The 22,648-nt window shown below is 69.7% G+C and carries 22 protein-coding genes; 10 read left to right on the top strand and 12 right to left on the bottom strand.

Annotated elements, in window-relative coordinates; genetic code table 11:
* Positions 1–27: 27 nt before the first annotated feature.
* A complete protein-coding gene (locus R6U01_RS09840) occupies positions 28–1,890 on the bottom strand; it encodes a MutS-related protein (RefSeq protein WP_410286280.1) in 1,863 nt (620 codons plus the stop codon).
* A gap of 120 nt (positions 1,891–2,010) precedes the next feature.
* On the opposite strand from R6U01_RS09840, the gene R6U01_RS09845 reads away from it, so the two are divergent.
* On the top strand, positions 2,011–2,685 hold the full coding sequence (locus R6U01_RS09845; protein WP_410286281.1) for an MBL fold metallo-hydrolase: 675 nt from the start codon (positions 2,011–2,013) through the stop codon (positions 2,683–2,685).
* Positions 2,686–2,734: 49 nt separating this feature from the next.
* Here R6U01_RS09845 and R6U01_RS09850 read toward each other — a convergent pair whose 3' ends face one another.
* The 4 genes from R6U01_RS09850 to R6U01_RS09865 all read right to left on the bottom strand — a co-directional run bounded on the left by R6U01_RS09850 (position 2,735) and on the right by R6U01_RS09865 (position 7,422).
* The gene (locus R6U01_RS09850) at positions 2,735–3,883 is read right to left on the bottom strand and encodes an acyl-CoA dehydrogenase family protein (protein WP_410286282.1); all 1,149 of its coding nucleotides are present in this window, start codon (positions 3,881–3,883) and stop codon (positions 2,735–2,737) included.
* A gap of 61 nt (positions 3,884–3,944) precedes the next feature.
* On the bottom strand, positions 3,945–5,924 hold the full coding sequence (gene menE / locus R6U01_RS09855) for an o-succinylbenzoate--CoA ligase (protein WP_410286283.1): 1,980 nt from the start codon (positions 5,922–5,924) through the stop codon (positions 3,945–3,947).
* A gap of 27 nt (positions 5,925–5,951) precedes the next feature.
* Complete coding sequence (locus R6U01_RS09860; protein ID WP_410286284.1) at positions 5,952–6,386, bottom strand: universal stress protein; 435 nt, start codon at positions 6,384–6,386, stop codon at positions 5,952–5,954.
* 79 nt (positions 6,387–6,465) lie between these two features.
* Positions 6,466–7,422 carry a transcription initiation factor IIB gene (locus R6U01_RS09865; protein ID WP_410286285.1) on the bottom strand — a complete coding sequence of 319 codons (957 nt, stop codon included), beginning with the start codon at positions 7,420–7,422 and terminating at the stop codon, positions 6,466–6,468.
* A gap of 347 nt (positions 7,423–7,769) precedes the next feature.
* On the opposite strand from R6U01_RS09865, the gene R6U01_RS09870 reads away from it, so the two are divergent.
* Positions 7,770–8,165 (top strand): hypothetical protein, encoded by a 396-nt coding sequence (locus tag R6U01_RS09870; protein ID WP_410286286.1) that lies wholly within the window; start codon positions 7,770–7,772, stop codon positions 8,163–8,165.
* Between the two features lie 3 nt (positions 8,166–8,168).
* The gene (locus tag R6U01_RS09875) at positions 8,169–8,792 is read left to right on the top strand and encodes an METTL5 family protein (RefSeq protein WP_410286287.1); all 624 of its coding nucleotides are present in this window, start codon (positions 8,169–8,171) and stop codon (positions 8,790–8,792) included.
* 36 nt (positions 8,793–8,828) lie between these two features.
* Here the strand turns inward: R6U01_RS09875 and R6U01_RS09880 are convergent, their stop codons facing one another.
* The 3 genes from R6U01_RS09880 to R6U01_RS09890 form a co-directional block, all read right to left on the bottom strand.
* Entirely contained in the window at positions 8,829–10,658 is a 1,830-nt protein-coding gene (locus R6U01_RS09880; RefSeq protein ID WP_410286288.1) for a rhomboid family intramembrane serine protease, read from the bottom strand.
* An 85-nt stretch (positions 10,659–10,743) separates the two neighbouring features.
* Positions 10,744–11,022 (bottom strand): UPF0058 family protein, encoded by a 279-nt coding sequence (locus R6U01_RS09885; RefSeq protein WP_410286289.1) that lies wholly within the window; start codon positions 11,020–11,022, stop codon positions 10,744–10,746.
* 110 nt (positions 11,023–11,132) lie between these two features.
* On the bottom strand, positions 11,133–11,348 hold the full coding sequence (locus R6U01_RS09890) for a cell surface protein (protein ID WP_410286290.1): 216 nt from the start codon (positions 11,346–11,348) through the stop codon (positions 11,133–11,135).
* A gap of 308 nt (positions 11,349–11,656) precedes the next feature.
* On the opposite strand from R6U01_RS09890, the gene R6U01_RS09895 reads away from it, so the two are divergent.
* Together R6U01_RS09895 and R6U01_RS09900 are read left to right on the top strand one after the other, a co-directional pair.
* Positions 11,657–12,295 (top strand): molybdopterin-dependent oxidoreductase, encoded by a 639-nt coding sequence (locus R6U01_RS09895; RefSeq protein ID WP_410286291.1) that lies wholly within the window; start codon positions 11,657–11,659, stop codon positions 12,293–12,295.
* A 164-nt stretch (positions 12,296–12,459) separates the two neighbouring features.
* Positions 12,460–13,800, top strand: a complete 1,341-nt coding sequence (locus tag R6U01_RS09900) for an isochorismate synthase MenF (RefSeq protein ID WP_410286292.1) — start codon at positions 12,460–12,462, stop codon at positions 13,798–13,800.
* Positions 13,801–13,830: 30 nt separating this feature from the next.
* Here the strand turns inward: R6U01_RS09900 and R6U01_RS09905 are convergent, their stop codons facing one another.
* Complete coding sequence (locus R6U01_RS09905) at positions 13,831–14,571, bottom strand: proteasome assembly chaperone family protein (protein ID WP_410286293.1); 741 nt, start codon at positions 14,569–14,571, stop codon at positions 13,831–13,833.
* Positions 14,572–14,693: 122 nt separating this feature from the next.
* On the opposite strand from R6U01_RS09905, the gene R6U01_RS09910 reads away from it, so the two are divergent.
* Entirely contained in the window at positions 14,694–15,650 is a 957-nt protein-coding gene (locus R6U01_RS09910) for an RsmB/NOP family class I SAM-dependent RNA methyltransferase (protein ID WP_410286294.1), read from the top strand.
* The gene (locus R6U01_RS09915; RefSeq protein WP_410286295.1) at positions 15,647–16,207 is read left to right on the top strand and encodes a hypothetical protein; all 561 of its coding nucleotides are present in this window, start codon (positions 15,647–15,649) and stop codon (positions 16,205–16,207) included. The genes R6U01_RS09910 and R6U01_RS09915 overlap by 4 nt, the downstream gene beginning before the upstream one ends.
* Positions 16,208–16,283: 76 nt before the next feature.
* Here the strand turns inward: R6U01_RS09915 and R6U01_RS09920 are convergent, their stop codons facing one another.
* The 3 genes from R6U01_RS09920 to R6U01_RS09930 form a co-directional block, all read right to left on the bottom strand.
* A complete protein-coding gene (locus R6U01_RS09920) occupies positions 16,284–16,541 on the bottom strand; it encodes a hypothetical protein (RefSeq protein WP_410286296.1) in 258 nt (85 codons plus the stop codon).
* Between the two features lie 13 nt (positions 16,542–16,554).
* The gene (locus R6U01_RS09925) at positions 16,555–17,088 is read right to left on the bottom strand and encodes a DoxX family protein (RefSeq protein WP_410286297.1); all 534 of its coding nucleotides are present in this window, start codon (positions 17,086–17,088) and stop codon (positions 16,555–16,557) included.
* 84 nt (positions 17,089–17,172) lie between these two features.
* Positions 17,173–18,687, bottom strand: a complete 1,515-nt coding sequence (locus R6U01_RS09930) for a DUF790 family protein (RefSeq protein ID WP_410286298.1) — start codon at positions 18,685–18,687, stop codon at positions 17,173–17,175.
* 87 nt (positions 18,688–18,774) lie between these two features.
* Between R6U01_RS09930 and R6U01_RS09935 the strand changes: the two genes are divergently transcribed.
* From R6U01_RS09935 to R6U01_RS09945, 3 genes are all read left to right on the top strand, one after another.
* On the top strand, positions 18,775–20,520 hold the full coding sequence (locus tag R6U01_RS09935; RefSeq protein WP_410286299.1) for a tRNA uridine(34) 5-carboxymethylaminomethyl modification radical SAM/GNAT enzyme Elp3: 1,746 nt from the start codon (positions 18,775–18,777) through the stop codon (positions 20,518–20,520).
* 174 nt (positions 20,521–20,694) lie between these two features.
* On the top strand, positions 20,695–22,005 hold the full coding sequence (locus R6U01_RS09940; protein WP_410286300.1) for a S8 family peptidase: 1,311 nt from the start codon (positions 20,695–20,697) through the stop codon (positions 22,003–22,005).
* A gap of 74 nt (positions 22,006–22,079) precedes the next feature.
* The coding region (locus tag R6U01_RS09945; RefSeq protein ID WP_410286301.1) for an NFACT family protein at positions 22,080–22,648 on the top strand (569 nt) is incomplete at its 3' end.

Here is a 22,648-nt window from a genome sequence, read left to right on the forward strand (position 1 = left end):
TCGGCCTCCTCGCCGGAACGTTCGGGATCAGTCATCGTCGGATCGGTCGTCCCCCGGCGTCCAGCGCGCGTCCGACAGGGTCCGTTGGACGGCCGCCTCGCCGACCGCGCTCGCGAGGTGTTCGAACCCGCCGCGGACCGCCCGGTCGCTCGCGTTGGCGACGAGCCGCGAGACGATGAACTCCGGCGTCGACTTGCCGATCGTCCCGAAGCGCGGCTGGTAATCGACGCGCAGCTCCAGGTCGTTCGTGAGCCCCTCCGCGAAGATCCCGTCGATGCGGGCGGCCTCGGGCAGCGGGCTCAGGTCCTCCGCGAGGTGCGTGACGTACACCCCGAGCGCGTCCCGCTCGACGGTGAGCGTCACGAGCCCGTTTAAGAGGTCCGCCGCGCGTCCCGGCTCCGTGATCGCCTCGAACTCGTCGACGAGCATCAGCGTCCGCCCCTCCTCGACCAGCGGCGGGACCACCGACTTCAGCGTCGACTCCAGCACCCCGGCGTTAAACGAGGCGTGCCGGCGGTGGAAGACGATCCGGTCGAACGAGCCCACCTCCGCCGCCTCGGCCGGCACCGGGAGCCCCATCGACGCGAGCAGCGCCACCGCGCATATCGTCTCCAGGAGCGTCGTCTTCCCGCCCGAGTTCGCGCCGGTGAGGACGCTCACCCGGTCGCCGGTCGGCGGCGCGTCGACGCTCGCGACGCCCGCGTCGCCGCCGAGCGAGTGGGTCCCGACCGCGTACGACACCGACTGCACCTCGCCGGCGATGAACGGGTTGCGCGCGTTCCGCACCGCGATCCCGTCGTCGACGAGGACCGGTCGGACGAGGTCGTACGCGGCCGCGAAGCGCGCGATCGAGAGCAGGAACGCCGCGTCGGAGACGGCGTCCACCGCGCGGGCGACGTCGCTCTCGGCGTCGCCGTCCTCTCCGTTCGCCTCGTCCCGGTCCGCCCCCGACTGCATCCCGCCGATCCGCTCGCGGATGTCCGCGGTGACCGCCTCCTCGCGTTCCGCGACCGCCTCCGAAAGCTCCGCCACGAGGTCCCGGAGGGTGGCCGAGACGAAGTCCGCGGCGTCGAGCGCGTCGTCGGGCGCGACCGAGCGCACCGTCGCCGGGTCGACGCCCGTCTCGCTCGCGACGTGGTCGATCGTCGCGGCCTCAAGCGCCTCGAAGTCGCGCAGCGAGCCGTCCCGGACCGCGTCGAGCACGTCGAACGCGGAGTTCGCCAGCTCCTCGGCCGCGTCGAGCCGGTCGCGCAGGCGGTCCAGCTCCGCGTCGGCGCCGCGGGCGATCTCGATCTCCCCGTCGCCGCCGGCCGCCGTGGGATCGATCGGGCCGCGCACGTCCGCGAGCGCGTCGGCGGCGTCCCGCAGGGCGTCCGCCTCCAACTCGCCGATCGCCTCGAACGGGCCGTCGTCGAGGCCCGCCTCCCGTAGCGCGAGGGCCGTCTCGACGGCCGCCAGGTCCGATCCCTCGGCGTCGTCGTACGCGTCGAACGCCTCGGTCAGCCGCTCGCGGTCGGTCTCGGCGAGCCCCTCCCAGGCGTCCCGCGCGGCGACCACGCTGTCGAGTCGGGCCTCGACCGCCTCTTGATCGGCGAGCGGCGTCAACACGCGGATCCGGTCGGCGGCGTGGGCCGTCAGGGCGTGGCCCGCGGCGAGCGAGAGCAGGTCGTCGTACACCGAGCGGGTGTCTCCCGTCGCGAGGACCTCCATGCCGGCCTCGCCGTTGGCGCGGCGGAGGATTCGGGTCGCCCGACCGCGGTGGAGCCCGGCGTCGACGAGCGTCCGGACGTCGGCCGACTCTATCGCCTCGACCGCCCGCGAGGTCCCCAGCGCCGAGGCGAGCTGCTCGCTCGTCTTCGGGCCGATCCCCCAGTAGTCCTCGAGTCGCATACGCCGAAGTGTCGGCGCGGCGTCTTGGCGTTTTCGTCGGCGTGGCGACGCGCGAGCGCCGGACCGTTCCGCGGCCCCACCGCCGCCAGCGTCAAACCCCGCCGGCCGCTACGAGGCCCCATGGCGACGGAACTCGCGGACGGTGTCTGGCGGTTCGAGCTGCGCGGCGTCAGCGCCTACCTCGTCGACGACGACGTGCCCACGCTCGTCGACGCGGGGACGCCGTGGGACGAGGCGGCGGTCCGCGAGGGGCTCGCCGACGCCGGCGTCGACGTCGCGGACGTGGAGCGGGTGCTCTTGACCCACTACGACCTGGACCACGTCGGCACGCTCGCGGCGCTGACGCCGGACCTGGACGCGCCGGTGTACGCCGGCGCGTTCGACGCGGCGATCCTCCGGGGCGATCGGTCGCCGCCGCTCCGCAACCACAAGGGAGCGCTCCAGCGGCTCACCGGGCTGTTCACGACGCGGCCCGACTTGGAGGTCAACGCGGTCGTCGACGGCGAGCGACTGGGCTCGTTCACCGCCTACCACACGCCCGGTCACACCCCCGGTCACGTCGCGTACGTGAGCGAGGACCTGAGCGTCGCGATGCTGGGCGACCTCGTCTCCGAGTCCGACGGGGCGTTAGAGCCCTCCGAGTGGCTCATCAGCTACGACACGGATCGGGTGCTCGACAGCGTCCGAGACCTCGCCGAGCGCGCCCCCCCGTTCGAGGTGGCCTGCGTCGGCCACGGCGATCCCATCACGTCCGGCGGCGGCGCGGCCCTCGACGCGCTGGCGCGGCGGATGTAACAAGCGACACGGTCGGCGATCGCCCGCGTCCGCCGCGGCCGATTCCGGGCTACCGGGACTGCCGGTAGATCAGGTTCCGCTGGATGTCGTTCGCGCCCTCGTAGATCACCGGGATGCGCACGTCGCGGTAGACGCGGGCGATCCGACGGTCGGCGAGGATCGAGCGGCCGCCGTGGAGCTTCATGCCCTTCTCGGCGCAGTCGGTGGCGACTTCGGTGGACTTGGTCTTCGCCAGCGCGGCCCAGTACCCCGCGTCCTCGTTGTTCGCGACCTTCTCGCAGGCGCGCCAGTTGAGCGCGCGCGCCGACTCGAAGCCGATCCGCATGTCGGAGAGGGTGTGCTGGACCGCCTGGAACTCGTTGACGGTGCGACCGAAGGCGTTGCGTCCGTGGACGAACTCCTCGGCCTCCTCGATGGCTGCGGCGGCGAGGCCGAGCCCGTGTCCGCCGACGATCACGCGGCCGTGGTTGAAGAAGTCCGCGAGCACGTAGAAGCCGCCGCCCTCGCTGCCGACGACGTTCTCCTCGGGGACGAAGCAGTCCTCGAAGACGATGTGACCCTGCTTGGAGGCGCGCATCCCCATCTTCTCGGGGATGTGCTCGGCCTCGTAGCCGTCGGAGTCGGTCTCGACGATGAACAGGGTGTAGTTCGAGTAGCGGTCTTCCCCGTCGCCGGTCTTCGCGTAGACGGTGAGCCAGTCGGCCTCGACCGCGTTGCCGACCCAGTACTTCTCGCCGGTGAGCTCGTAGCCCCCCTCGACCCTCTCGGCTTCCGTCGTCATCCCCGCGAGGTCGGAGCCGGTCTCGGGTTCCGAGACGGCCAGCCCCGATATCTGGTCGTTCTCCGCGACCGGTCGGAGGTACTCCTCCTTCTGGTCGTCGCTGCCGTACTGCTCGACCATCTCGGCGCCGAAGCTCGCGAGCTGGAGGGTGAGCGCGATGCCGGCGTCGGCGCGGTAGAACTCCTCCGCGACGGCGAGCACCTGCGCGAGGTCGAACCCCTTCCCGCCGTACTCCTCGCCGATGTCTTGGGCGACGAGCCCGGCGTCCATGCCGGCCTCCAGCACCTCCCACGGGTACTCGCCCGTCTCGTAGTAGTCCGCCGCGTTCGGCGCGATGTACTCGTCCGCGAACTCGCGAGCCTCGGCTTTCACGCCGCGCGCGCGCTCCGGGACGATGCTGTCGTCGAGTAGGTCCATGCCCGATCCGCGGCCCCCGCGGTCAAAACGTTCGTGGAACAACGAGAAATTTCGGGAGAGTTTATTCTTCGGCCCGCGTCCCCTCGGCGTCGGAGGCCTCCTCGGGATCCGCCTCCGGATCGCCGTCCGCTCCGCTTTCGGTGTCTGCGTCGTCCCGGCTTTTGTCCTCCGGTTCACCGGATACGTCCTTCGTCTCTCCGGATGCGTCCTCCGTTCCCGCGTCCGGTTCGTCGGCGTCTCCGTCACCGTCCTCCTCATCGCCGTCCCCATTGGCGACTTCCTCGGCGTCCTCGATGTCGACTGGGCCGCCCGTCGACTCGTCGCGCTCCTCGCTCTCGTCGGCGTCGTCGTCGGCCGTCTCAGCGCCGTCCGAATCGTCGGCGTCGTCCGAATCGCCGGCGTCGTCCGAATCGCCGGCGGCCGGCTCCCGCGCCTCATCGTCCGGCGGTTCGGTCGGGTCCGCGGGCTCGAAGCCGGCGGTTTCCAGTTCCGGTCCCGAATCGGCGTTCAGGTCGTGGCCGCGCTCCCGCAACGCCTCCCGGACGGCCTCCCGGTCGACGGTGCCCGAGACGGTCCGCGGGAGCTCGTCGACGTACGCGACCGTCTTGGGGACCTTGAACCCGGAGAGCCGCTTCCGGGCGAAGTCCTCCAGAGCCGCCTCGTCCGCCACTCCCTCCTGGCGGTCGTCGACCGCGAGCAGCGCCGCCACCCGCTCGCCCCACCGGTCGTCGTCGAGGCCGACGACGGCGGCGCCCTCGATCATCGGGAACCCGCGGAGCACGTCGCTCACTTCGCCGGGCTCGACGTTCTCGCCGCCGGTGATGATCCGGTCGTCAAGCCGGTTGAGCACGTAGAGGTAGCCGCTCTCGTCGAACCGCCCCACGTCTCCGGTGTGGAGCCCGTGCGGCCCGAAGTCCGAGCGGTCCAGTTCGGCCGACGGCTCACCTCCCTCCGGCGGGCGCTCCAGATATCCGGGCGTCACCGTCGGACCGTCGACGACGATCTCGCCCGTCTCCCCGGCGTCGACCGGTGCGCCGTCTTCGTCGACGACGGTGACATCGGTGCCGAACAGCGGATGACCGACGGTTCCGAGCCGCTCTTTCGTCTGTTTCGGCGTCGCGGTCGCGATCTGTGACGCGGACTCGGTCATCCCGTACGTGGGATACACCGGCACCGAGTAGTCGCGACAGCGCTCCAACAGCTCGTCCGGCGCCGGCGCTCCGCCGAGCAGGACCACGCGGAGCGAGTCCGAGAGCGTGCCTCGCCTGTCGAGCATCCGCTTGAGCATCGTCGGGACGAGCGAGACGCCGGTCACGTCGTACGTGTCGATGTCGTCAGCGGTGCCGCCGGGGTCGAACCCCTCGCGGAGCACGAGCGTCGTGCCGTACAGCGCGGACCGGTAGACGGGCGCGAGCCCGCCCATGTGGTGGAGCGAGAGCGAGACGAGCCAGCGGTCGGCCGGGTTGACGCCGAGCCGGAACGCGGAGGAGACCGCCGAGCTGTACACGTTGCCCGCGGTGAGCGGGACCGGCTTCGGCTCGCCAGTCGTCCCCGACGTGAAGAGGATACAGAGGTAGTCGGTCGCCTCCCACTCCGGCTCGTCGATCGACTCCGGTTCGACGTCGTGGACGCCGGTGACGGTCGCGTCGGCCGGGTCGTCGACGGAGAAGACGGGCGTGGCGTCGAGTCCGTCGACGGCCGCCAGCGCGTCGTCCTCGGTGGGCTCCGCGCAGACGACCGCCGAGAGGTCCGTGACTTCGATCCGCTCCGAGAGCTCCCGCGGCGTGAGCCCTTGCCCGAGCGGGACGAAGGTCGCCCCGATCCGCATCGCCGCGTGGATCAACCCGACGGTTCCGACGTACGGGGGGGTGAGCACGCCCACCCGGTCGCCCGGTTCAATGCCGTGAGCCGCGAGGCGTCCCGCCGTCTCCGAGACGAGCCAGTCCAAGTCCGTGTACGTCCACGTCTCCCCGTCCTCGGCGCGCACGAGCGCCGGTTCGTCCGGCGAGGCGGCGACGCGGTGTGAGAGCCAGTCGCGCACTGGAGTCACCCCCGGCGCGGCGTCGACTCACTCATCGGTCGGATGGCGGACGGTGAGAACCGGCACGTCCGAGGTCCGGACGACGCGCTCCGTGACGCTGCCGAGGAGGTACCGATCGAGCCCCTTCCGGCCGTGCGTTCCCATCACGATCATGTCGATGGCGTGTTCGTCGACGTAGTCGCGAATCGACCGGTACGCGGTTCCCATCGCGACCTTCGTCTCGCAGTCGACGCCCTCGCTCTCGGCGGCGTCTGCCACCCGCCGAGTGGCCTCCTCGCCCTCTGACTCGAGGGCCTCGACGACGATGTCGGCGCCGGCCTCGAGCGTCGAGTACGCCGCGCCGTCGACGACGTACAGCGCGTGGAGGGTGGCGTCGTACTGCCGAGCGAGGTCGATCGCGTGTTCGATCGCGGCGTCCGACGCGGGACTACCGTCGGTCGGGACGAGAATCTGGGAGTACATCTTACGGCCCGGTACGCTCGGTACCGATTAAAAACCCGATCACGCAGATCGTTCGCGGGTCGGTCGCACGACCGCGTCGTTATCGGAATCCCATCGCTTCGATCTGTTCCTGATAGCGGTTGCGGATGGTGACTTCCGTGACCTGCGCGACCTCGGCGACCTCTCGCTGGGTCTTCTTCTCGTTACAGAGCAGCGAGGCCGCGTAGATCGCGGCGGCGGCGAAGCCGGTCGGGGACTTCCCGGAGAGCAGCCCCTGCTCGGCGGAGACGTCGATGATCTCCGTCGCCTTCGACTGGACCTCCTCGCTCAGTTCCAGCGACGAGGCGAAGCGCGGAACGAACTGCTTCGGGTCGACGGGCTTCAGCTCCAACCCGAGCTCCTGTGAGATGTAGCGGTACGTCCGGCCGATCTCCTTCTGCGGGACCCGCGAGACGTCGGCGACCTCGTCCAGCGACCGGGGAATGCCTTCCTGTCGGCAGGCGGCGTAGAGCGCGGCCGTGGAGACGCCCTCGATCGACCGGCCGCGGATGAGGTCCTCGTTGAGCGCTCGGCGATAGATGACGGAGGCGACCTCGCGCACGGACCGCGGGACGCCGAGCGCGCTGGCCATCCGGTCGATCTCCGAGAGCGCGAACTGGAGGTTGCGCTCGCCCGCGTCCTTCGTGCGGATCCGCTCTTGCCACTTCCGCAGTCGGTGCATCTGCGACCGCTTCTCCGAGGAAAGCGACCGGCCGTACGCGTCCTTGTCCTTCCAGTCGATCGTCGTCGTCAGCCCCTTGTCGTGCATCGTTTCGGTGATGGGCGCACCGACGCGCGACTTCGACTGTCGCTCGGAGTGGTTGAACGCCCGCCACTCCGGTCCGCGGTCGATGTTCCGCTCGTCCAAAACGAGTCCGCAGTCCTCACACACGAGTTCTTGGTCGGCGTCGGTGACGATCTCCTTCGAATCACACTCCGGACAGGAGAGGGTCTCCGTCTCGTCCGACTCTCGCTCTGTGGCTCGCTCCTGTTGGCGCTGGCGACTCGGACGTTCCATTATAAGGTTTCTGGTTACTGCACCATTTAAACCTTTGTCCGAACTCCTCGAATGCACTCGAGATCGGCGTTCCGGTTCGCTCCGTCTCGAACCGGTCTCGATGCTTGAGGCACCCGTTTTCGCGCATCTCGATCCGCCGGTCCCGCGCTGATCGGGGTCGTCGTCGACGAACGTCGAACACGAAACGTGACCGTCACAGGGGGTCACGATCGCCGCTCCCGCCCCGGAGGGACGCGTCGTCTGACGAATACGCGTGCCAGCGATACCGTCGCGCTCACCGAGCGCCATAGTTTATTACTATCAAACATGCACAAAAGCTTTTGTATAACTAAAACATATGAGCGGATATGAGCACGACGCCCGACGGGATCGAGGGAACGCTCCGCGGCTGTCGACCCGCGGAGATCGACCCGATCGTCATCGACGCCGCCGACCTCGACAGCACCGCTCCCGCCCACCTCCGGGACCTGAAGGCCGAGCTCTCGGCCCGCGGCTACCAGCCGGCGACGCTGTCGGTCGACGCCTGCTTCGACTGCGAGGACACGCTCGCGACCCAGCGCGAGGCCGATCGGCTCCGCGAGTTCGTCCGCGCCGCGGCGTTCCTCGGCGCCGGTCGCATCGAGGTCCGCCTCGACGAGGTCTCGGACCCGACGGCCGCGGACCCGGCGCTGTCGGCTCTCGCCGAGCGCGCCCGCCGCGAGGGGGTCGAACTCGTCCGAACCGACGGCGAGACGGCCGCCTGACGCATGGCCTCGAAGCGCTCGCTCGCGACGAAGCTCGGCGTCGTCACCGGGTTCGAGGAGCCGCGCCTCGCGCTCGAACAGTACCCGACGCCGCCCGACCTCGCCGCCCACGTCGTCCACCTCGCGGACCTCCACGGCGACGTCGACGGGCGCACCGTCCTCGATCTGGGGACCGGGACCGGGATGCTCGCGCTCGCCGCCGCCCTCCGCGGACCCGCCCGCGTGTTCGGCGTCGAACTCGACCGCGCCGCGTTGACCACCGCGACCGCCAACCAGCTCCGAGTGGCCGCGAGCGCCCCCGTCCACTGGATTCAGGCCGACGCGACGCGACTCCCCCTCGACGTGCCCGACCCCGTGACGGTCGTCATGAACCCCCCGTTCGGCGCGCGGGACGGGAACCGCAACGCCGACCGCGGATTCCTGGCGACGGCGAGCCGCGTCGCGGCCGTCTCCTACTCGGTCCACAACGCGGGCAGTCGGGAGTTCGTGGAGGCGTTCGCGGCCGACAACGGCGGCGAGGTGACCCACGCGTTCGCGGCCGACTTCGCGATCGACGCGCAGTTCGACCACCACACCGACGCGTCGCGCGACGTCGACGCCGAGGTGTACCGGATCGAGTGGACGTGACCGCGGGTCGCCGCCGCTCCCCGACCTGACCGCGAGCTACTGCCGACCCTCGTAAATCTCCCGCGTCGCGACCCGCACCCGCGTCTCCCCGCGCTCCGCGAACACGGCGTCCTCCTCGCGGACGAACGCGACGCCCTGCAGCGTCACCGTCCCGTTCGTCGCCGGGAGCGCCGCTCGCTCCGTCTCGCCGTCGTGCGCGACGCGCAGCTCGAACCCGCCCTCCACGGCCGCGACCGTGACGTTGCGCCCGTCGATCCGGGGTTCCGCCCGCGCCGGTTCGCTCGTGAACAGCGTGGACCGCGCCTCGTTCCGGACCGCGTCGACCCGGTAGGTCGGGTCGCCGTTCGCGGCGACCCACCCGACCCGCTGGACCCACACGGTCTCGCGCCACCCGGTCCCGCCCACGTCGACGGCGCGGTACCCCCAGAAGGCGAGGCTCCCGCGCGAGACGGCGGTGGTCCATATCTCCCGGTCCGCGTTCTTCACGATCACCCCCGAGGTGTTGACGCTCGTCGACCGGCCGAACGCCTCGACGTCGACGACGCTCACCACCTGGTCCTCGACGTCCTCCGCGTACGTCACCTGATACCCCTCGATCTCGATCGGGTCTCCGGGCAGGTCGCCGTCGTCGACGGCGACGAGATTCGGGACCACCCCGGGTCCGGCGACGACGGCCAGCGCCGACGCGAGGAGCAGGAGTCCGACCGCGGCCGGCGTGGCGGACCGAACGGCCCCCCGGACCGTCTCGGGTTCGGGCACGGCCACCGCGGGCCGGAGCGGTTCGTCTCGCCCCGCGACCGCGAGGGCGACGATCGCCGCGAGGACCGCGAGCAGGCCGAACCCGAGCGCGCGGTACAGCTCGTACCGTTCGTTTCCGAGGTACCAGTACACCGCCCAGAGGCGGCGGGACGCCCCGAACAGCAGGACCGCGCCGAACGCGGCCAGCGCGGTCGTCGGGGATGTGCCGTCCCCGCCGTCGGTGGCTCCAGCCTCGCGGCGCCGCCGAACCAGCCACACCGCCGCGAGCACTCCGGCGACGAGCCCCAGCGCGTGACCCTGGATCGCGACGTTCGCCCACCCCGGCGGGCCGTAGGAGCCGCTCGCCTCGGCGGTGACGACCGGGTTCCGGAGGGACTCGTAGGCGACGTTCACCAGCGTCGCGCCCGTGAGCGCCGCGATCGTCCCGACGGGGTAGAAGACGAGCGCGAACCCCCACAGCGCGAAGACGACGCCCGAGAAGCCGATCACCGGGCCGAGCGCGAACAGCGAGGCGACGAGGCCGAACGCGACCATCGCTCCCGGCACGACCACGAAGGCGCGGACGTACGGGCTCCGGCCGAGCGAGCGCCGATCCGCGACCGACGGGAGCCGGAGACTGGCGTCGACGGCGGAGAGCCCGTCCGACCGTAGCCGTCGCAGCGACGCCGCCGACGGCAGCGCCGCTCTTGGCGTCCCCGTTCGGTCGTCGACGTCCCGGCCGCCCGGGAAGTGACCGTAGGCGTACTCGGCGAGGGCGCCGGCGACGAGCGCCGACAGGAGGTTCCCCGTGATGTGTCCTCGGCTCGCGTGCGCGAAGCTCGACCAGAGGAGGCCCTCCGGGTAGAGGTACGACCACGAGCGAAACGGGATCACGACCGGGCGGTTCGGGTTTTCCAGTCCGCTCTGAACGAAGAGGTAGACGCCGACGACGCCGGCGACGGCGACGAGCGTCCCCCACGGCACGCCGAGCAGGAAGCGCGAGCGAAGCGCGCGGGTCCACGCGCCGCGCGGTCGGTCCGTCTTATAAACCACCGCGAGCGCCGCGGCGACGAGCACGGCGCCGACCGCGAGGTGTGCGGCGTCGGACGTCAGCGCCTCCGCGACCATGTAGGAAACGGAGCGGTCGGCCGCATATCAAACCGCGGGTCGGGGGGTCGCGGAATGCAGGACCCCGGTCTCGGCGGGCCGAGGCTCAGATCTTGCTTTCCGCGTCGTCCGCGAGCTCCTCCATGCGCTTGCCGACGCGGCCGGCGGGGGAGAACTCGTCTTCGCTCATCGCGTTCGCCAGCGCGTTGCCCAGCACGAACACGGCGTGTTTGTGCTCGCTCTTCGATTTGTGGACGTGCGAGGGGTCGACGTCGAGTTCGTCGTACGGGTCGAAGAGGGAGCTGTCGACGGTCTCGTGCGCGCGGAAGTGCTCCATGATCGTCACCATCTGTTCGTGGAGTTCGAGGAGCTCGTCTTTGTGCATACCACCGGATACGGGCCGTAGACGTTTTAAACGTTGTTGAGGGGTATCCGCACGGCTCGCGGGCGTTATCGGGCACGAACGGAACGAGGGAGCGCGGACCGGCCGTCGGCTCAGAACACGTACTCGTCTTCGTGGCCCATCATGCCCTCGTCCTCGAACCCGCTGGAGTCGTCCTCGTCTCTCGGTCCGCTCGTCTTGTACGCCTTGATTCCGGTCGACAGCAGCTCCTCGACCGCCTCCTCGCGGTTGAGGAACTCGCCCTGCTCGACCATCTGGGCGATCTGCATCTCCAGATGCTCCGGCACGGTTATCTCTACTCGTGGCATTTCCTGCACGGGAGTAATGGGAATGGGTATATAAATGTGGCGTCGCCGATACGGAAATGAGAAATCTCAGACGGGCATTTTGGAAATCACAATTTGGAATCTCGAAAATATAGATCTATCCGATAAAACTCTTACTTACTATTCGACACGTCTCTCGAGGTCATCGTGTCGGGTCGCAACTCGCGGCCCCGCGATTGACGCGGCGGGGCCCACTCCCCCGTCGAGACGACTCGTACTCCGCCGGCGAGAGGACCTCCCTCTCCCGACGGAGCGACACGCCTAGGTGGGCGCGAGCCCTCTTGGATAATATGACCGGATCCGGCACCTCGGACGCCGAGGTCGCGACAGACGGCGACGTCGAGGACCTCACGGGACTCTACCGCGAGTACGGAGACCAGCGACTGCCGCCGGGCCAGCGCGAGACCGACCGCTTCCCGGTGCTCTCGAAGAGCGGAACGCCCTCGTGGAGCCCGGAGACGTTCGCGTTCGAGGTCTGGGGCGCCGTCGACGAACCGCTCACCCACTCGCTGTCCGAGTTCCGCGACCTCCCGGCGGTCACCCAACGACAGGACTTCCACTGCGTCACGGGGTGGAGCAAGTTCGACTGCGCGTTCACGGGCGTCGAGTTCGCCGAGATCGTCGACCGCGCGGGAGTTCGCGACGACGTCGAACACGTCCTCTTCCACGCGCTCGACGGGTACACGACGAACCTCGCGCTCGCCGAGTGCGCCCGCGACGGCGTCCTCTTCGCCTACGGCTACGACGGCGACGACCTCCCGGCTGACCACGGCGGCCCGATCAGGGTCGTCACCCCGCACAAGTACGCCTACAAGGGCGCCAAGTGGGTCTCGGGGGTGGAGTTCCTGACCGAGAAGCAGCTCGGCTACTGGGAGAAGCGCGGGTACAGCGACACGGCCAACCCGTGGAACGAAGAGCGGTACAGCTGATCGGTGGGAGTCGCCGTCCCGCCGAGCGGCGGGACGAAACCCGAGCCGTCGTCACGAACCCCGCACGTCGTCCCGCCGAGCGCCGCGAGCGCCCCGTTTCCCGACACCGGCGTCGACCCCCGAGATAGTCAGGATAAAGGCCCCGCGGCACCGAACGAGGTGTAATGGAACGGGCGCGTTCGACCTCGGCTCCGCCCCTCATCAGCCGCACGACAGAGGTCGACGCGCCCCCGTTCGCCGCCGCGTTCGACGCCCTCGCTGCGCCACGCACGACGTGGAGCGCGCCGGACGACGCCCTCGTCCTCGGAAGCGGGGCGGCCGCGACGCTCACCGCGAGCGGCCCGGGGCGATTCGCCGAGGTCCGGACCGCCGCCGCCGACCTGTTCGACTCCGGCGACGTCCACGCCGGGACCGAGGCCGCTCGCCCCCGAGTGTTCGGCGGGTTCGCCTTCCATGCGGGGGCGTGCGACGGCGACCCGTGGGGTCCCTTCCCGGAGGCGCGGTTCGTGCTCCCGCGCGTCCAGCTCACGTTCGCCGAGAACGGCACGTGGCTCACCGTGAACGCCGCCGGTCCGGACGCCGCCGTCGCCGCGGTCGAGAACCGGCTCGCGGACGAGATCGAGCGCCTCGCCGGGGTCGGCGCCGACGCCGCCGACCCGCCCCGCCCCGGCATCGCTCGGAGCCGCCGGACCACGAGCCGCGAGGCGTGGCGCGAGAGCGTCGAGGCCGCGGTCGCACGGATCCGGGGCGCCGACCTGCAGAAGGTCGTCTTGGCGCAGGCGCTGGAGGCGGACCTGGCGGCCGAGTTCCCCCGGGCGGCCACGCTGAAACGACTCGCCGACAAGTACCCCGACTGCCACCGGTACTTCTTCGAGCCCGACGACGGCGGGAGCGCCTTCTTCGGCGCCACCCCCGAGCGGCTGGTCTCGCTGCGCGGGCGGACCGTCGAGACCGACGCGCTCGCGGGGACCACCGGCCGGGGCGAGACCCCGGCGGAAGACGAGTGGCTCGCGCAGGAGCTGCTCGAGGACGCGAAAAACGTTCACGAGCACCAGCTCGTCGCCGACACCGTCCGCGAGCAGCTGGAACCGTACGCCGCCTCGATCGCCGCCGGCGAGCGCCGCGTCCGCCGACTCGCGACGGTCCAGCACCTCCACACGCCGATCACGGCGGAGCTGCGCGACGACCGCCACGTCCTCGACCTCGTCGAGGCGCTCCACCCGACCCCCGCCGTCGGGGGGCTCCCCCCGGACCGCGCCCTGCGCACGATCCACGAGACGGAGCCGTTCGACCGCGGCTGGTACGCCGCCCCGGTGGGCTGGATCGACGCCGCCGGCAACGGCGCGTTCGCGGTCGCGATCCGCTCGGCGGTCGCCGCTCAGCGACGCGCCACCCTCTTCGCCGGCGTCGGGATCGTCGCCGACTCCGATCCCGACCGCGAGTGGGACGAGATCCAGCTCAAGTACCGACCCATCCTCGACGAGTTGGAAGCGGACTCCGCGTAGACCGGCGCGGTCGACGAGGCTGCCTCTCCGCTACTGAAACATCTTCAGCGGCTCTGCCTGCGAGCTCTCCTCGGTGGCCTGTTGCATCCGCTCGGCGAACGCCTGCTTCGCCTCTCGGATCTCGCTCGCCTGGTCGACGAGGCCCTCCGTGGAGGTCTCCGTTCCCGCGATCGGGTCGATTCCGTTCCGGATGAGGATACGCGCGGCCTCGGGATCGGGGAACTGGGGGTCGGACTCGACGACGAGACCGACGGCGTCGCGGTCGCGCTCCAGCGCCTCCGCGAGCATCGCACCTGTCGGACCGGAGATGAGTCCGGCTTCCGGCGGCTCCTCGACGTCTACGCGTCCCAGCGCCTCGCCGCCGTCGCCGGTCGACACGCCGTAGATCGCCGGCGGCGCATCCCCCTTTTCGCGGCCCAATCCGGAGAGGAAGATCGGGAACACCGAGACCTCGTCGAACCAGCTCTCCAGGCAGCCCGCGACCTCGGTCGCCGCGCCGGGGTTCACCGGCACGTCGCTGCGGAGCGCGACGAGCTCCTGCTCCTCGTCGGCGTAGAGCCTCACGGGCGTCGTCACCGCCGGATCGGCCTCGCGGTAGACGGCCACCCGCGGGAGGCTGTCACAGTAGACGTTCGCGTAGTGGTCCATCTCGTACGTCTCTATCATGTGATCGGTCGCGATCTTGCCGACGAGGCCGACGCCAGGGAACCCCTCCACCAGCGTCGGCTCGTCCAGCGAGACCTCGTCGTCGAGGACGGAGATGCGTGCCATGCGTTGGCCTACACCGGGCAGCATCCTAAAGGTAGGGCGCGCTGGGAGGCGAACGACTGCGACGGGACGGCCCGCCGCTCCCGTCCCGAAACCGACTAACGGGCCGGCGCGAAAAGGGGGCCATGAATCCGTTAGCGCGGTACGAGCCGCTCGTCGACGACGCGGCGGCGTTCCGCGCGGCCTGCGACCGGCCGCTGCCGTCGGTCGTCCGCGTGAACGAGCTGTCGGCCTCGCCCGCCCGCGTCCGCGAGGCCCTCGACGAGGAGGGCGTCGCCTACGAGCCCGTGGACTGGCACGACGGCCTCTTCCGGCTCCCGGACGGGAATCCCGGCGGCAACTGGCCGTACGTCCACGGGTGGACGCACGGCCAGGAGGAGGTGTCGGTGCTCCCGGGGCTCGCGCTCGACCCGCGCCCTGGCGAGCGCGTCTGGGACGCGTGTGCGGCTCCCGGCAGCAAGACGACCCAGATCGCCGACGCGATGGACGACGAGGGGACGGTCGTCGCCAACGACAACAACCTCGGGCGGCTCTCCGCCCTCCGACACAACGCCGAGCGCCTCGGCGTGACGAACGCGATCGTGACGAACCAAGACGCGCGCAACTTCTCGACCAAGCCGCTCGCGTTCGGCGAGTTCGACCGCGCCCTCGTCGACGCGCCCTGCTCGTGTGAGGGGACCTGTCGGAAGAACCCGGACGTCGTGGACCAGTGGACGCTCGATCACGTCCACGCCGTCGCCGGGATACAGAAGGGAATCCTGGCGCGCGCGGTGCAGGCGACCCGCCCCGGCGGGACCGTCGTCTACTCCACCTGCACGTTCGCACCGGAGGAGAACGAGGCGGTGCTCGACCACGTCCTGGCGAACGAGGACTGCGAGATCGTCGCGTTCGACCTCCCGCTCGACGCGGCCCCCGGCGTCACCGAGTGGGACGGCGAGACGTACGACGAGCGCGTCACCCGCGCGCACCGCGTCTACCCGCACCACAACGACACGGGCGGGTTCTTCTGCGCGAAGCTGCGGGTCGGCGGGGAGGGCGACCCCACCGGCGACGAGGTCGCCGACCGCGAGGTGGCCGCGTGAGCGACGACGCCGAGTACCCTGACGAACCGACGGGAGGCGCTCTCACCAACGACGGCCAGCAGTTCGACCGGCTCCCGGAGACCCCCGCCGACCGCGAGGTCGACGGGCGCGCGAGTCGACGGGAGGTACTCGACTGGTGGACCGAGCGGTTCGGGGTCGATCGGCTCGTCTTGGAGGGGTACAGCTTTTGGGAGAAGGGCGCGGGGAAGGTCTGGATCTTCAACGGCGAGGCGACCGACCCCAGCGAGGTGGAGGCGATCGGGATGACGTTCCTCCGGACGCGCCAGGAGCACTGGAAGCCGACGAGTCGGGCGGCTACCCGCTTCGGCGGCCACGCGACGAAGAACGTGATCGAACTCGGTCCAGAGCGGGCCGCCCGGTTCGCGGCCGGCGAGGACCAGGAGCTCCCCGAGTGGGACGGCGACTGGGGGTACCTGATCGCGACCCACGAGGTCGCCGGCGAGCAGGCGCCGATCGGGGTCGGGCTCTACCTCTACGACGAGCTCCGTTCGGTGGTGCCCAAGGGGAGCCGGGCGGACCTGCCGGTCGTGGAGTAGGCGACCGTCCTCGGCTCACGTAAAAATCGATTCGTCGGAGCGCCCACGGCGATCGGCGCTCCGGACTGCTCGCGGCTCAGATCGACGTGTCGGCCGGCGGCTTGCTAAGGAGGTTGGTGACTCCGTACGCCGCCATCAGGATCAGCCCGAGCAGGATGATGTACGACCGGACGCTGATACTGATCAGCGTCTCGTGGACGACCTGCCCCTCACCCGTCACCGGGTGGGGCGCTCCGAGGGCGATCTCTAACAGTCCGATCCCGACCGTCCCGATCAGGAGGAGTGCTCCTCCGCCGTACAACCCGATTCGTTCCATCGTAGTGAGTTCGCTCATGTCTTGTCACCTCTTAGCCGATCAAGTACCGCATCCGCGGGTGGTTCCTGACGAACGACGTCTTCGCGAGGTACGCGTCGACCCCGAGCACGCGCCCGGCGCCGAGGGTGGCGATCATCGCGAATATCAACAGCCCCAGCAGGTCACCGGTGATGACGCCGTGGGCCCAGCCGCCGGTCTCGCCGTTGACGAAGTAGAAGAACGTCATCAGGAAGGCGCCGAAGAACGCGGCGAGCCGCGTCAGCGCCCCGAATATCAGCCCCAGCCCGATCAGCGTCTGCCCGAGCGGGACCATGATGTTGGTGAACGACAACAGGACACCGTCCGAGAACAGGGTCAGGACCGGACCGAGGGTCGTCTGGGCGGCCGCACCGCCGACGAACCAACTCGCGTCGAACGGCCACGCGAGGAACTTGTCCAGCCCCGCGTGGAGGAACCACCACCCGACGATGAGGCGCATCACGACGAGCCAGTAGGCGAACCGCGACTCCTCGACCGGGAACGATACGTCTCTGCCCAGCAGTTGCGTTTGAATATTGGTGACCATAGGTATCCCCGATTCGAGGAATGATTACTCAGGATATATAAAGGTACCTTCAATATCAGCTGCGAGTAATCCGCGATCGTCGCACTACTCTTTCCGCCTGACCGTTCCGCCGCCGAGCCCCTCCCACTCGACCCGGTACCCGAGCGCCGAGAGCGTCGCGCTCGCGTCGTCGATGCCGTACTCGTCGAGCACCGCCTCCGCCTCCGAGAACGCGGTCGCGTCCGCGATCTCGTCGGCGATCCGTTCCAACACCGTCGGTCGGACCAGCGTTCGCCCCACGAGTTCGTGGTCGGGGAACGTCCCGTCCTCTATCGCCGCCTCGCTCACGCCGTACCGGTCCGCGAGGTCGGCCAGCGCGAGCACGTCGTCCTCCGGATCGAAGGCTTCGGGGAGGTCCGCGGCCGCGTCCGCGACGAATTCGGCCTCGTACTCGCGAAGCACGTCGACGATCGCCTTCACGCGGACGGTCCCCGAGTAGGTCACCACCCGGTGGTCGCGCGCGGCGATCTCCTCGCCGACGCCAAGGCTCTCGTCGACCGCGACCAGCAGGTCAACGTCCTCCACGTCCGCGAGCTGGCCGAGCTTCTTCTCGACGTACTCGGGGGTCCAGAAGCCCATCACCTCGAAGAACAGCCGGAAGTCGGCGTGGTCGTACTCGAACGCGAAGTCCGGTATCATCACCCGCGTGCCGGTCTCGAGGGGTTCCGGCTCTCGCACGAGCGTCCAGTCGAGGTCGAGCCCGCGGAACCGGGCGGCGAAGTCGGCCTCGACCCCGCTGTCGAAGCCGGGCTCCGCGACCGGCTCGACGCCGGGGACGGTCACGTCGCCGTCGGAGAGGCGCATGGTGCGCTCGCGTCCGCGGTCGTCGATCGTCGCCTCCAGCGACCACTCCGCCGACGCCGCGACGGTCCGGAGGAGGCGCGCGAAGGCGGTCCCGTAGCGCCGGGTGCGCGAGAACAGCGCGTCCGGGCCGGTGACGACGAGCACGCGGCCCTCGGGGGTCTTCTCCACCTCGTACATCAGCCGCAGGCGCTTGACCGCCGAGACGAGTCGCTTCGGGTCGTTCGATCGAATTCGGACCTCGGTGGCGTCAAAGAGGGCGGTCTGGGCTAAAGAGAGGTCGTACTGCTCCAAGAGCGATTCGGGGTCCCACCGCACGTCGGCGTCGACGAGGACCTCGTTGACGTCGCGGTCGGCGTACAGCGACGACTCCACGGCCTCGGGCTCGATACCGAGGGCGTCGGCGGCGCGGTCGATCGCGGTCTCGCGCTCCGCCTCGCTCGCGACGCCCACCGTCTCCGCGGCCTCGAACGCGGCCCGGCGGACGCGACGCGGCGGGACCGGCGCGCGCGTCTCGAACGCGCACTCGCGCTCGACCAGCGTCGCCAGCCCGCGGACGAGCTTGAACTCGCCGCCGGACCCCGCGGTGTCGGTCTCCAGCGCCGCCAGCGCGTCGTCGAGGTCGCCGCGCCGCTCCCCGACGTGGGACTCGAACGTCCCGAGCACTCGAGCCGCGAGCGGCCGGTGCTCGCGGGTCGTGAAGCGCGGGCGGTAGCCGCCGCCCGCCCGCGAGACGCGCAGGAGGTCCTTGCGTAACACGGCGACGGCTACGCGAGCGCCGACCTAAAACCGGCGGGTTCCCGCGGTGCGACACGCTTAACTCCGAAACCCGTCGATCGGAGGGTAATGAGTACCGACGCGGCGAGTGACGGGGACGCCGGAGGCGAGGGGCGGGAGTCCGACGGCGACGCGACCGACGCCGAGTCCGAGGCGTTCGTCCGCACCTGCGAGCACCTCGTCGACCGGATCCTCGCGGGCGAGATCGACCGCGACGACCTCGAGTCCGCCAAGCTCGACGCCTGTTCCGAGTTCTCCTCGCCGAAGGTGCCGAAGAACACCGAGATCCTCGATCACGCGCCCCCCGAGGCCCGCGACGACGTGATCGAGGTCGTTCAGCGGAAGCCGGTTCGGACGGCGTCCGGGGTCTCCCCGGTCGCGATCATGACCTCGCCGAAGCTCTGTCCGCACGGGAAGTGCCTCTACTGTCCCGGCGGACCGGCTTCCGAGTTCTCCTCGGCGCAGTCGTACACAGGCCACGAGCCGGCCGCGGCGCGGGGGAAGCAGAACGACTACGACCCGTACGGGCAGGTCACGCTCCGGCTCGAACAGCTCCGGAAGATCGGCCACCCGGTCGACAAGGTGGAGCTCATCCTGATGGGCGGGACCATGACGGCGCGCTCGCACGACTACCAGGAGTGGTTCGTCAAGCGCGCGCTGCAGGCGATGAACGACTACGACCTCGACGCGGAGCCGGAGCCAGCCGAGGGCGAGTCGTTCGCCCCGGATCCCGAGGAGACGTCGTTCGAGTACCTCGAGGACGTGATCGCCGAGAACGAGACGAACGCGATCCGCAACATCGGGACGACGTTCGAGACGAAGCCCGACTGGTGTGACCCCGAGCAGATAGACCGAATGCTGGATCTGGGCGGCACCAAGGTGGAGGTCGGCGTTCAGACCACCTACGAGCGGATCAACCGCGAGATGCACCGCGGGCACGGGAACGAGGCCTCCCGCAACGCCAACCGCCGGCTGCGCGACGCCGGGTTCAAGGTGGGGTTCCACATGATGCCGGGCCAGCCCGGGATGACGAGGGAGATGTGCGTCGAGGACTTCCGACAGCTGTTCGAGAACCCGGACTGGCGCCCGGACTACCTGAAGATCTACCCGACGCTCGTCGTCGGGGGCACCCGCGTGTACGACCGGTGGCGCCGCGAGGAGTTCGAGCCGCTCTCGAACGAGGAGGCGGCCGACGTGGTCGCCGAGGCGATGGACCACATCCCGCCGTACACGCGGCTCCAGCGCGTCCAGCGCGACATCCCCGCCGACTTCATCGAGGGCGGCGTCTGGAAGTCGAACCTCCGCCAGCTCGCGGACCGGCGGGCCGAAGAGAAGGGGATCACCCAGCGGGACGTCCGCGCCCGCGAGGTGGGCCACAACGACGCCGACCCGGACCCCGACGACGTCGAACTCGACGTGATGACCTACGAGGCCGGCGGCGGGACGGAACACTTCATCTCGTTCGAGGACCCCGTCCGCGACCTGCTCGTCGGGTTCTGTCGCCTGCGGTTCCCCTCCTTCGCTCCCGACCAGCCCGGCGCCCCCGGCACCGAGGACGACCCGATCCGCCGCGAGCTGACCGACGCGGCGCTGATCCGCGAGCTCCACGTGTACGGCAGCGAGGTCGCCATCGGCGGCGACGGCGACTGGCAGCACCGCGGATACGGCACCGAGCTCCTCGAACACGCGGAGGAGCTCGCCCGCGACGCCGGCTACCGAAAGCTGGCCGTCATCTCCGGTATCGGGGCCCGAGAGTACTACCGCAACAAGCTCGGCTACCACCAAGACGGGCCGTACGTGTCGAAGCGGCTCTGAGCGGCTACACGGCGGCGGCGGTTTGCGTAGATCCGTTTCAGGCGGACAGTTCGTGGGCGACCACGACGTTACTTTTTACGCTCACGAAACAACCAGACAATATGTTGTCTATCTGTAATTTTTAGTATGATGAAGTTATGGAACGTAATACCTCGTTTCACGAGGAGTGTTAGCATGAATTTCGGACGACGGACGTTCATAAAAGGCGTTGCGGGAATCGGCGTAACGGCGACGGTCACGGGAACGGCGTCTGCCGCCGATGGAGGCGTACAGTACATCGTTCGTGCGGACGGGAATGGGGCACGCGACGCGGTCGCGGACGCCGGTTTTTCCGTACGGCACGAACTCGCAGGGGGTTCGGTGCTCGTGGTTACGGGACCGACAGACGCGGCCGTGGATCTCGAATCTATCGGCGGCGTCTCGGCGGCGAACCCGGACGTGACAGTCGAACTCGACGAACCTGAGACCGAGATCGACTCGGATGAACTTCCGAGCGACGGAGCCGCTCTCAGTGATTCCCAGTGGGACAAGGAAATCACGGGGGTCTTTCAGGCGCACGAGTACGCGACCGGCGAGGGGACCCGGGTCGCGATCGTCGACACCGGGATCGATCTCAATCACCCGGACCTCGGGAACGTCAACGAGGAGCTCGGTCGTGCGTTCGTCGTGGACGACGACGTGCCAGAAATCGGGCCGGACGACTCCGGATTCCACGGGACTCACGTCGCGGGGACCGTCGGTGCGACCGGGGAAGAGGGCGTCGTCGGCACCGCACCGGATACCGAGCTGATCCCGATCCGCGTGTTCCCGGCGAACGGCGGTGCGGCGTTCGGCGACATCCTCGCCGGGATCGACTACGCGGCGGAAATCGGTGCGGACGCGGCGAACTTCAGCCTCGGTATTCCGGGTGTCCAGGAGCCCGGAGCGGACCTGAACAAGCTGAAGGCAGAGGTCCAGACCGTGTTTCAGAGCGCGGTCCAGCGCGGAACGGTGATCACCGGCAGCGCCGGCAACGACGCCGGAAACCTCCAGCAGGGCGGCGGCTTCACGCTGCCGAACAGCGTGTCCGCGGCATTCACCGTCAGCGCTACCTCGCCCGCCGACACGCTCTCGTACTACTCCAACTTCGGGACGAGCGACATCAACATCGCCGCGCCGGGTGGCGGCTACGAGACAGAAGAGAAGACTGATTCCGAAGACCCGGATGTCGTCGAATGGCCGTCACCGACAAACTTCGTGTTGTCGACGATACCCGCCGAAATCACGGAGGAAAACTACGCGTATCTCGCCGGCACCTCCATGGCCGCGCCGCAGGTAGCTGGGCTCGCCGCCTTGGTGCGGGAACTGGAACCTGACGCGAACGCGAGTCAGGTCGAACGGGCAATCCAGCGGGGCGCCGAGGGCGCCAAGGGCAAGAGCGACCCCGAGTTCGGCGCCGGGATCGTCAACGCCCTGAACACGGTCGAGTCGCTGGTGGACGACTGAATCGAGAGAGTCGGCGACGGTCCCGCCGCACCCACAACGACACCCCTTTTCCCGGCCGCCCGTGTCTGTGACGTATGGACCAGAAGCGGGAGCTGTCGAGCATCGACCTCGCGGCCCTCGTCACCGAGCTCAACCGGTACGAGGGAGCGAAGGTCGACAAGGCGTACCGCTACGACGACGACCTGATCCGGCTGAAGCTCCGCGACTTCGACCGCGGCCGCGTCGAGCTCATGATCGAGGTGGGCGACGTGAAGCGCGCCCACGTCGCGGACCCGGCTCACGTCGCGGACGCGCCCGGCCGCCCGCCGAACTTCGCGAAGATGCTGCGCAACCGGCTCTCCGGCGCCGACTTCGCTGGCGTCGAGCAGTACGAGTTCGACCGGATCCTCACTTTCGAGTTCGAGCGCGAGGACGAGAACACGACGCTCGTCGCCGAGCTGTTCGGACAGGGTAACGTCGCCGCGCTCGATGAGACCGGCGAGGTCATCGGGTCGCTGTCGACGGTCAGGCTCAAGTCCCGGACGGTCGCGCCCGGCGCGCAGTACGAGTACCCGGCGTCGCGGCTCAACCCCCTCGACGTGAGCCTCGGCGGGTTCAAGCGGCACATGCGCGACTCCGACAGCGACGTGGTGCGGACGCTGGC

It is taken from the genome of Halorubrum sp. (genome assembly GCF_046498025.1).
Taxonomy (GTDB): Archaea; Halobacteriota; Halobacteria; order Halobacteriales; family Haloferacaceae; genus Halorubrum.

Coding starts and splice junctions, on each gene's coding strand:
- R6U01_RS09880 (WP_410286288.1), bottom strand. CDS start 10,658: ATGGTCGCGGAGGCGCTGACGTCCGACGCCGCACACCTCGCGGTCGGC.
- R6U01_RS09885 (WP_410286289.1), bottom strand. CDS start 11,022: ATGCACAAAGACGAGCTCCTCGAACTCCACGAACAGATGGTGACGATC.
- R6U01_RS09850 (WP_410286282.1), bottom strand. CDS start 3,883: ATGGACCTACTCGACGACAGCATCGTCCCGGAGCGCGCGCGCGGCGTG.
- R6U01_RS09920 (WP_410286296.1), bottom strand. CDS start 16,541: ATGAGCGAACTCACTACGATGGAACGAATCGGGTTGTACGGCGGAGGA.
- R6U01_RS09935 (WP_410286299.1), top strand. CDS start 18,775: ATGAGTACCGACGCGGCGAGTGACGGGGACGCCGGAGGCGAGGGGCGG.
- R6U01_RS09910 (WP_410286294.1), top strand. CDS start 14,694: ATGAATCCGTTAGCGCGGTACGAGCCGCTCGTCGACGACGCGGCGGCG.
- R6U01_RS09865 (WP_410286285.1), bottom strand. CDS start 7,422: ATGGAACGTCCGAGTCGCCAGCGCCAACAGGAGCGAGCCACAGAGCGA.
- R6U01_RS09895 (WP_410286291.1), top strand. CDS start 11,657: ATGACCGGATCCGGCACCTCGGACGCCGAGGTCGCGACAGACGGCGAC.
- R6U01_RS09845 (WP_410286281.1), top strand. CDS start 2,011: ATGGCGACGGAACTCGCGGACGGTGTCTGGCGGTTCGAGCTGCGCGGC.
- R6U01_RS09900 (WP_410286292.1), top strand. CDS start 12,460: ATGGAACGGGCGCGTTCGACCTCGGCTCCGCCCCTCATCAGCCGCACG.
- R6U01_RS09905 (WP_410286293.1), bottom strand. CDS start 14,571: ATGGCACGCATCTCCGTCCTCGACGACGAGGTCTCGCTGGACGAGCCG.
- R6U01_RS09940 (WP_410286300.1), top strand. CDS start 20,695: ATGAATTTCGGACGACGGACGTTCATAAAAGGCGTTGCGGGAATCGGC.
- R6U01_RS09860 (WP_410286284.1), bottom strand. CDS start 6,386: ATGTACTCCCAGATTCTCGTCCCGACCGACGGTAGTCCCGCGTCGGAC.
- R6U01_RS09840 (WP_410286280.1), bottom strand. CDS start 1,890: ATGCGACTCGAGGACTACTGGGGGATCGGCCCGAAGACGAGCGAGCAG.
- R6U01_RS09875 (WP_410286287.1), top strand. CDS start 8,169: ATGGCCTCGAAGCGCTCGCTCGCGACGAAGCTCGGCGTCGTCACCGGG.
- R6U01_RS09925 (WP_410286297.1), bottom strand. CDS start 17,088: ATGGTCACCAATATTCAAACGCAACTGCTGGGCAGAGACGTATCGTTC.
- R6U01_RS09870 (WP_410286286.1), top strand. CDS start 7,770: ATGAGCACGACGCCCGACGGGATCGAGGGAACGCTCCGCGGCTGTCGA.
- R6U01_RS09890 (WP_410286290.1), bottom strand. CDS start 11,348: ATGCCACGAGTAGAGATAACCGTGCCGGAGCATCTGGAGATGCAGATC.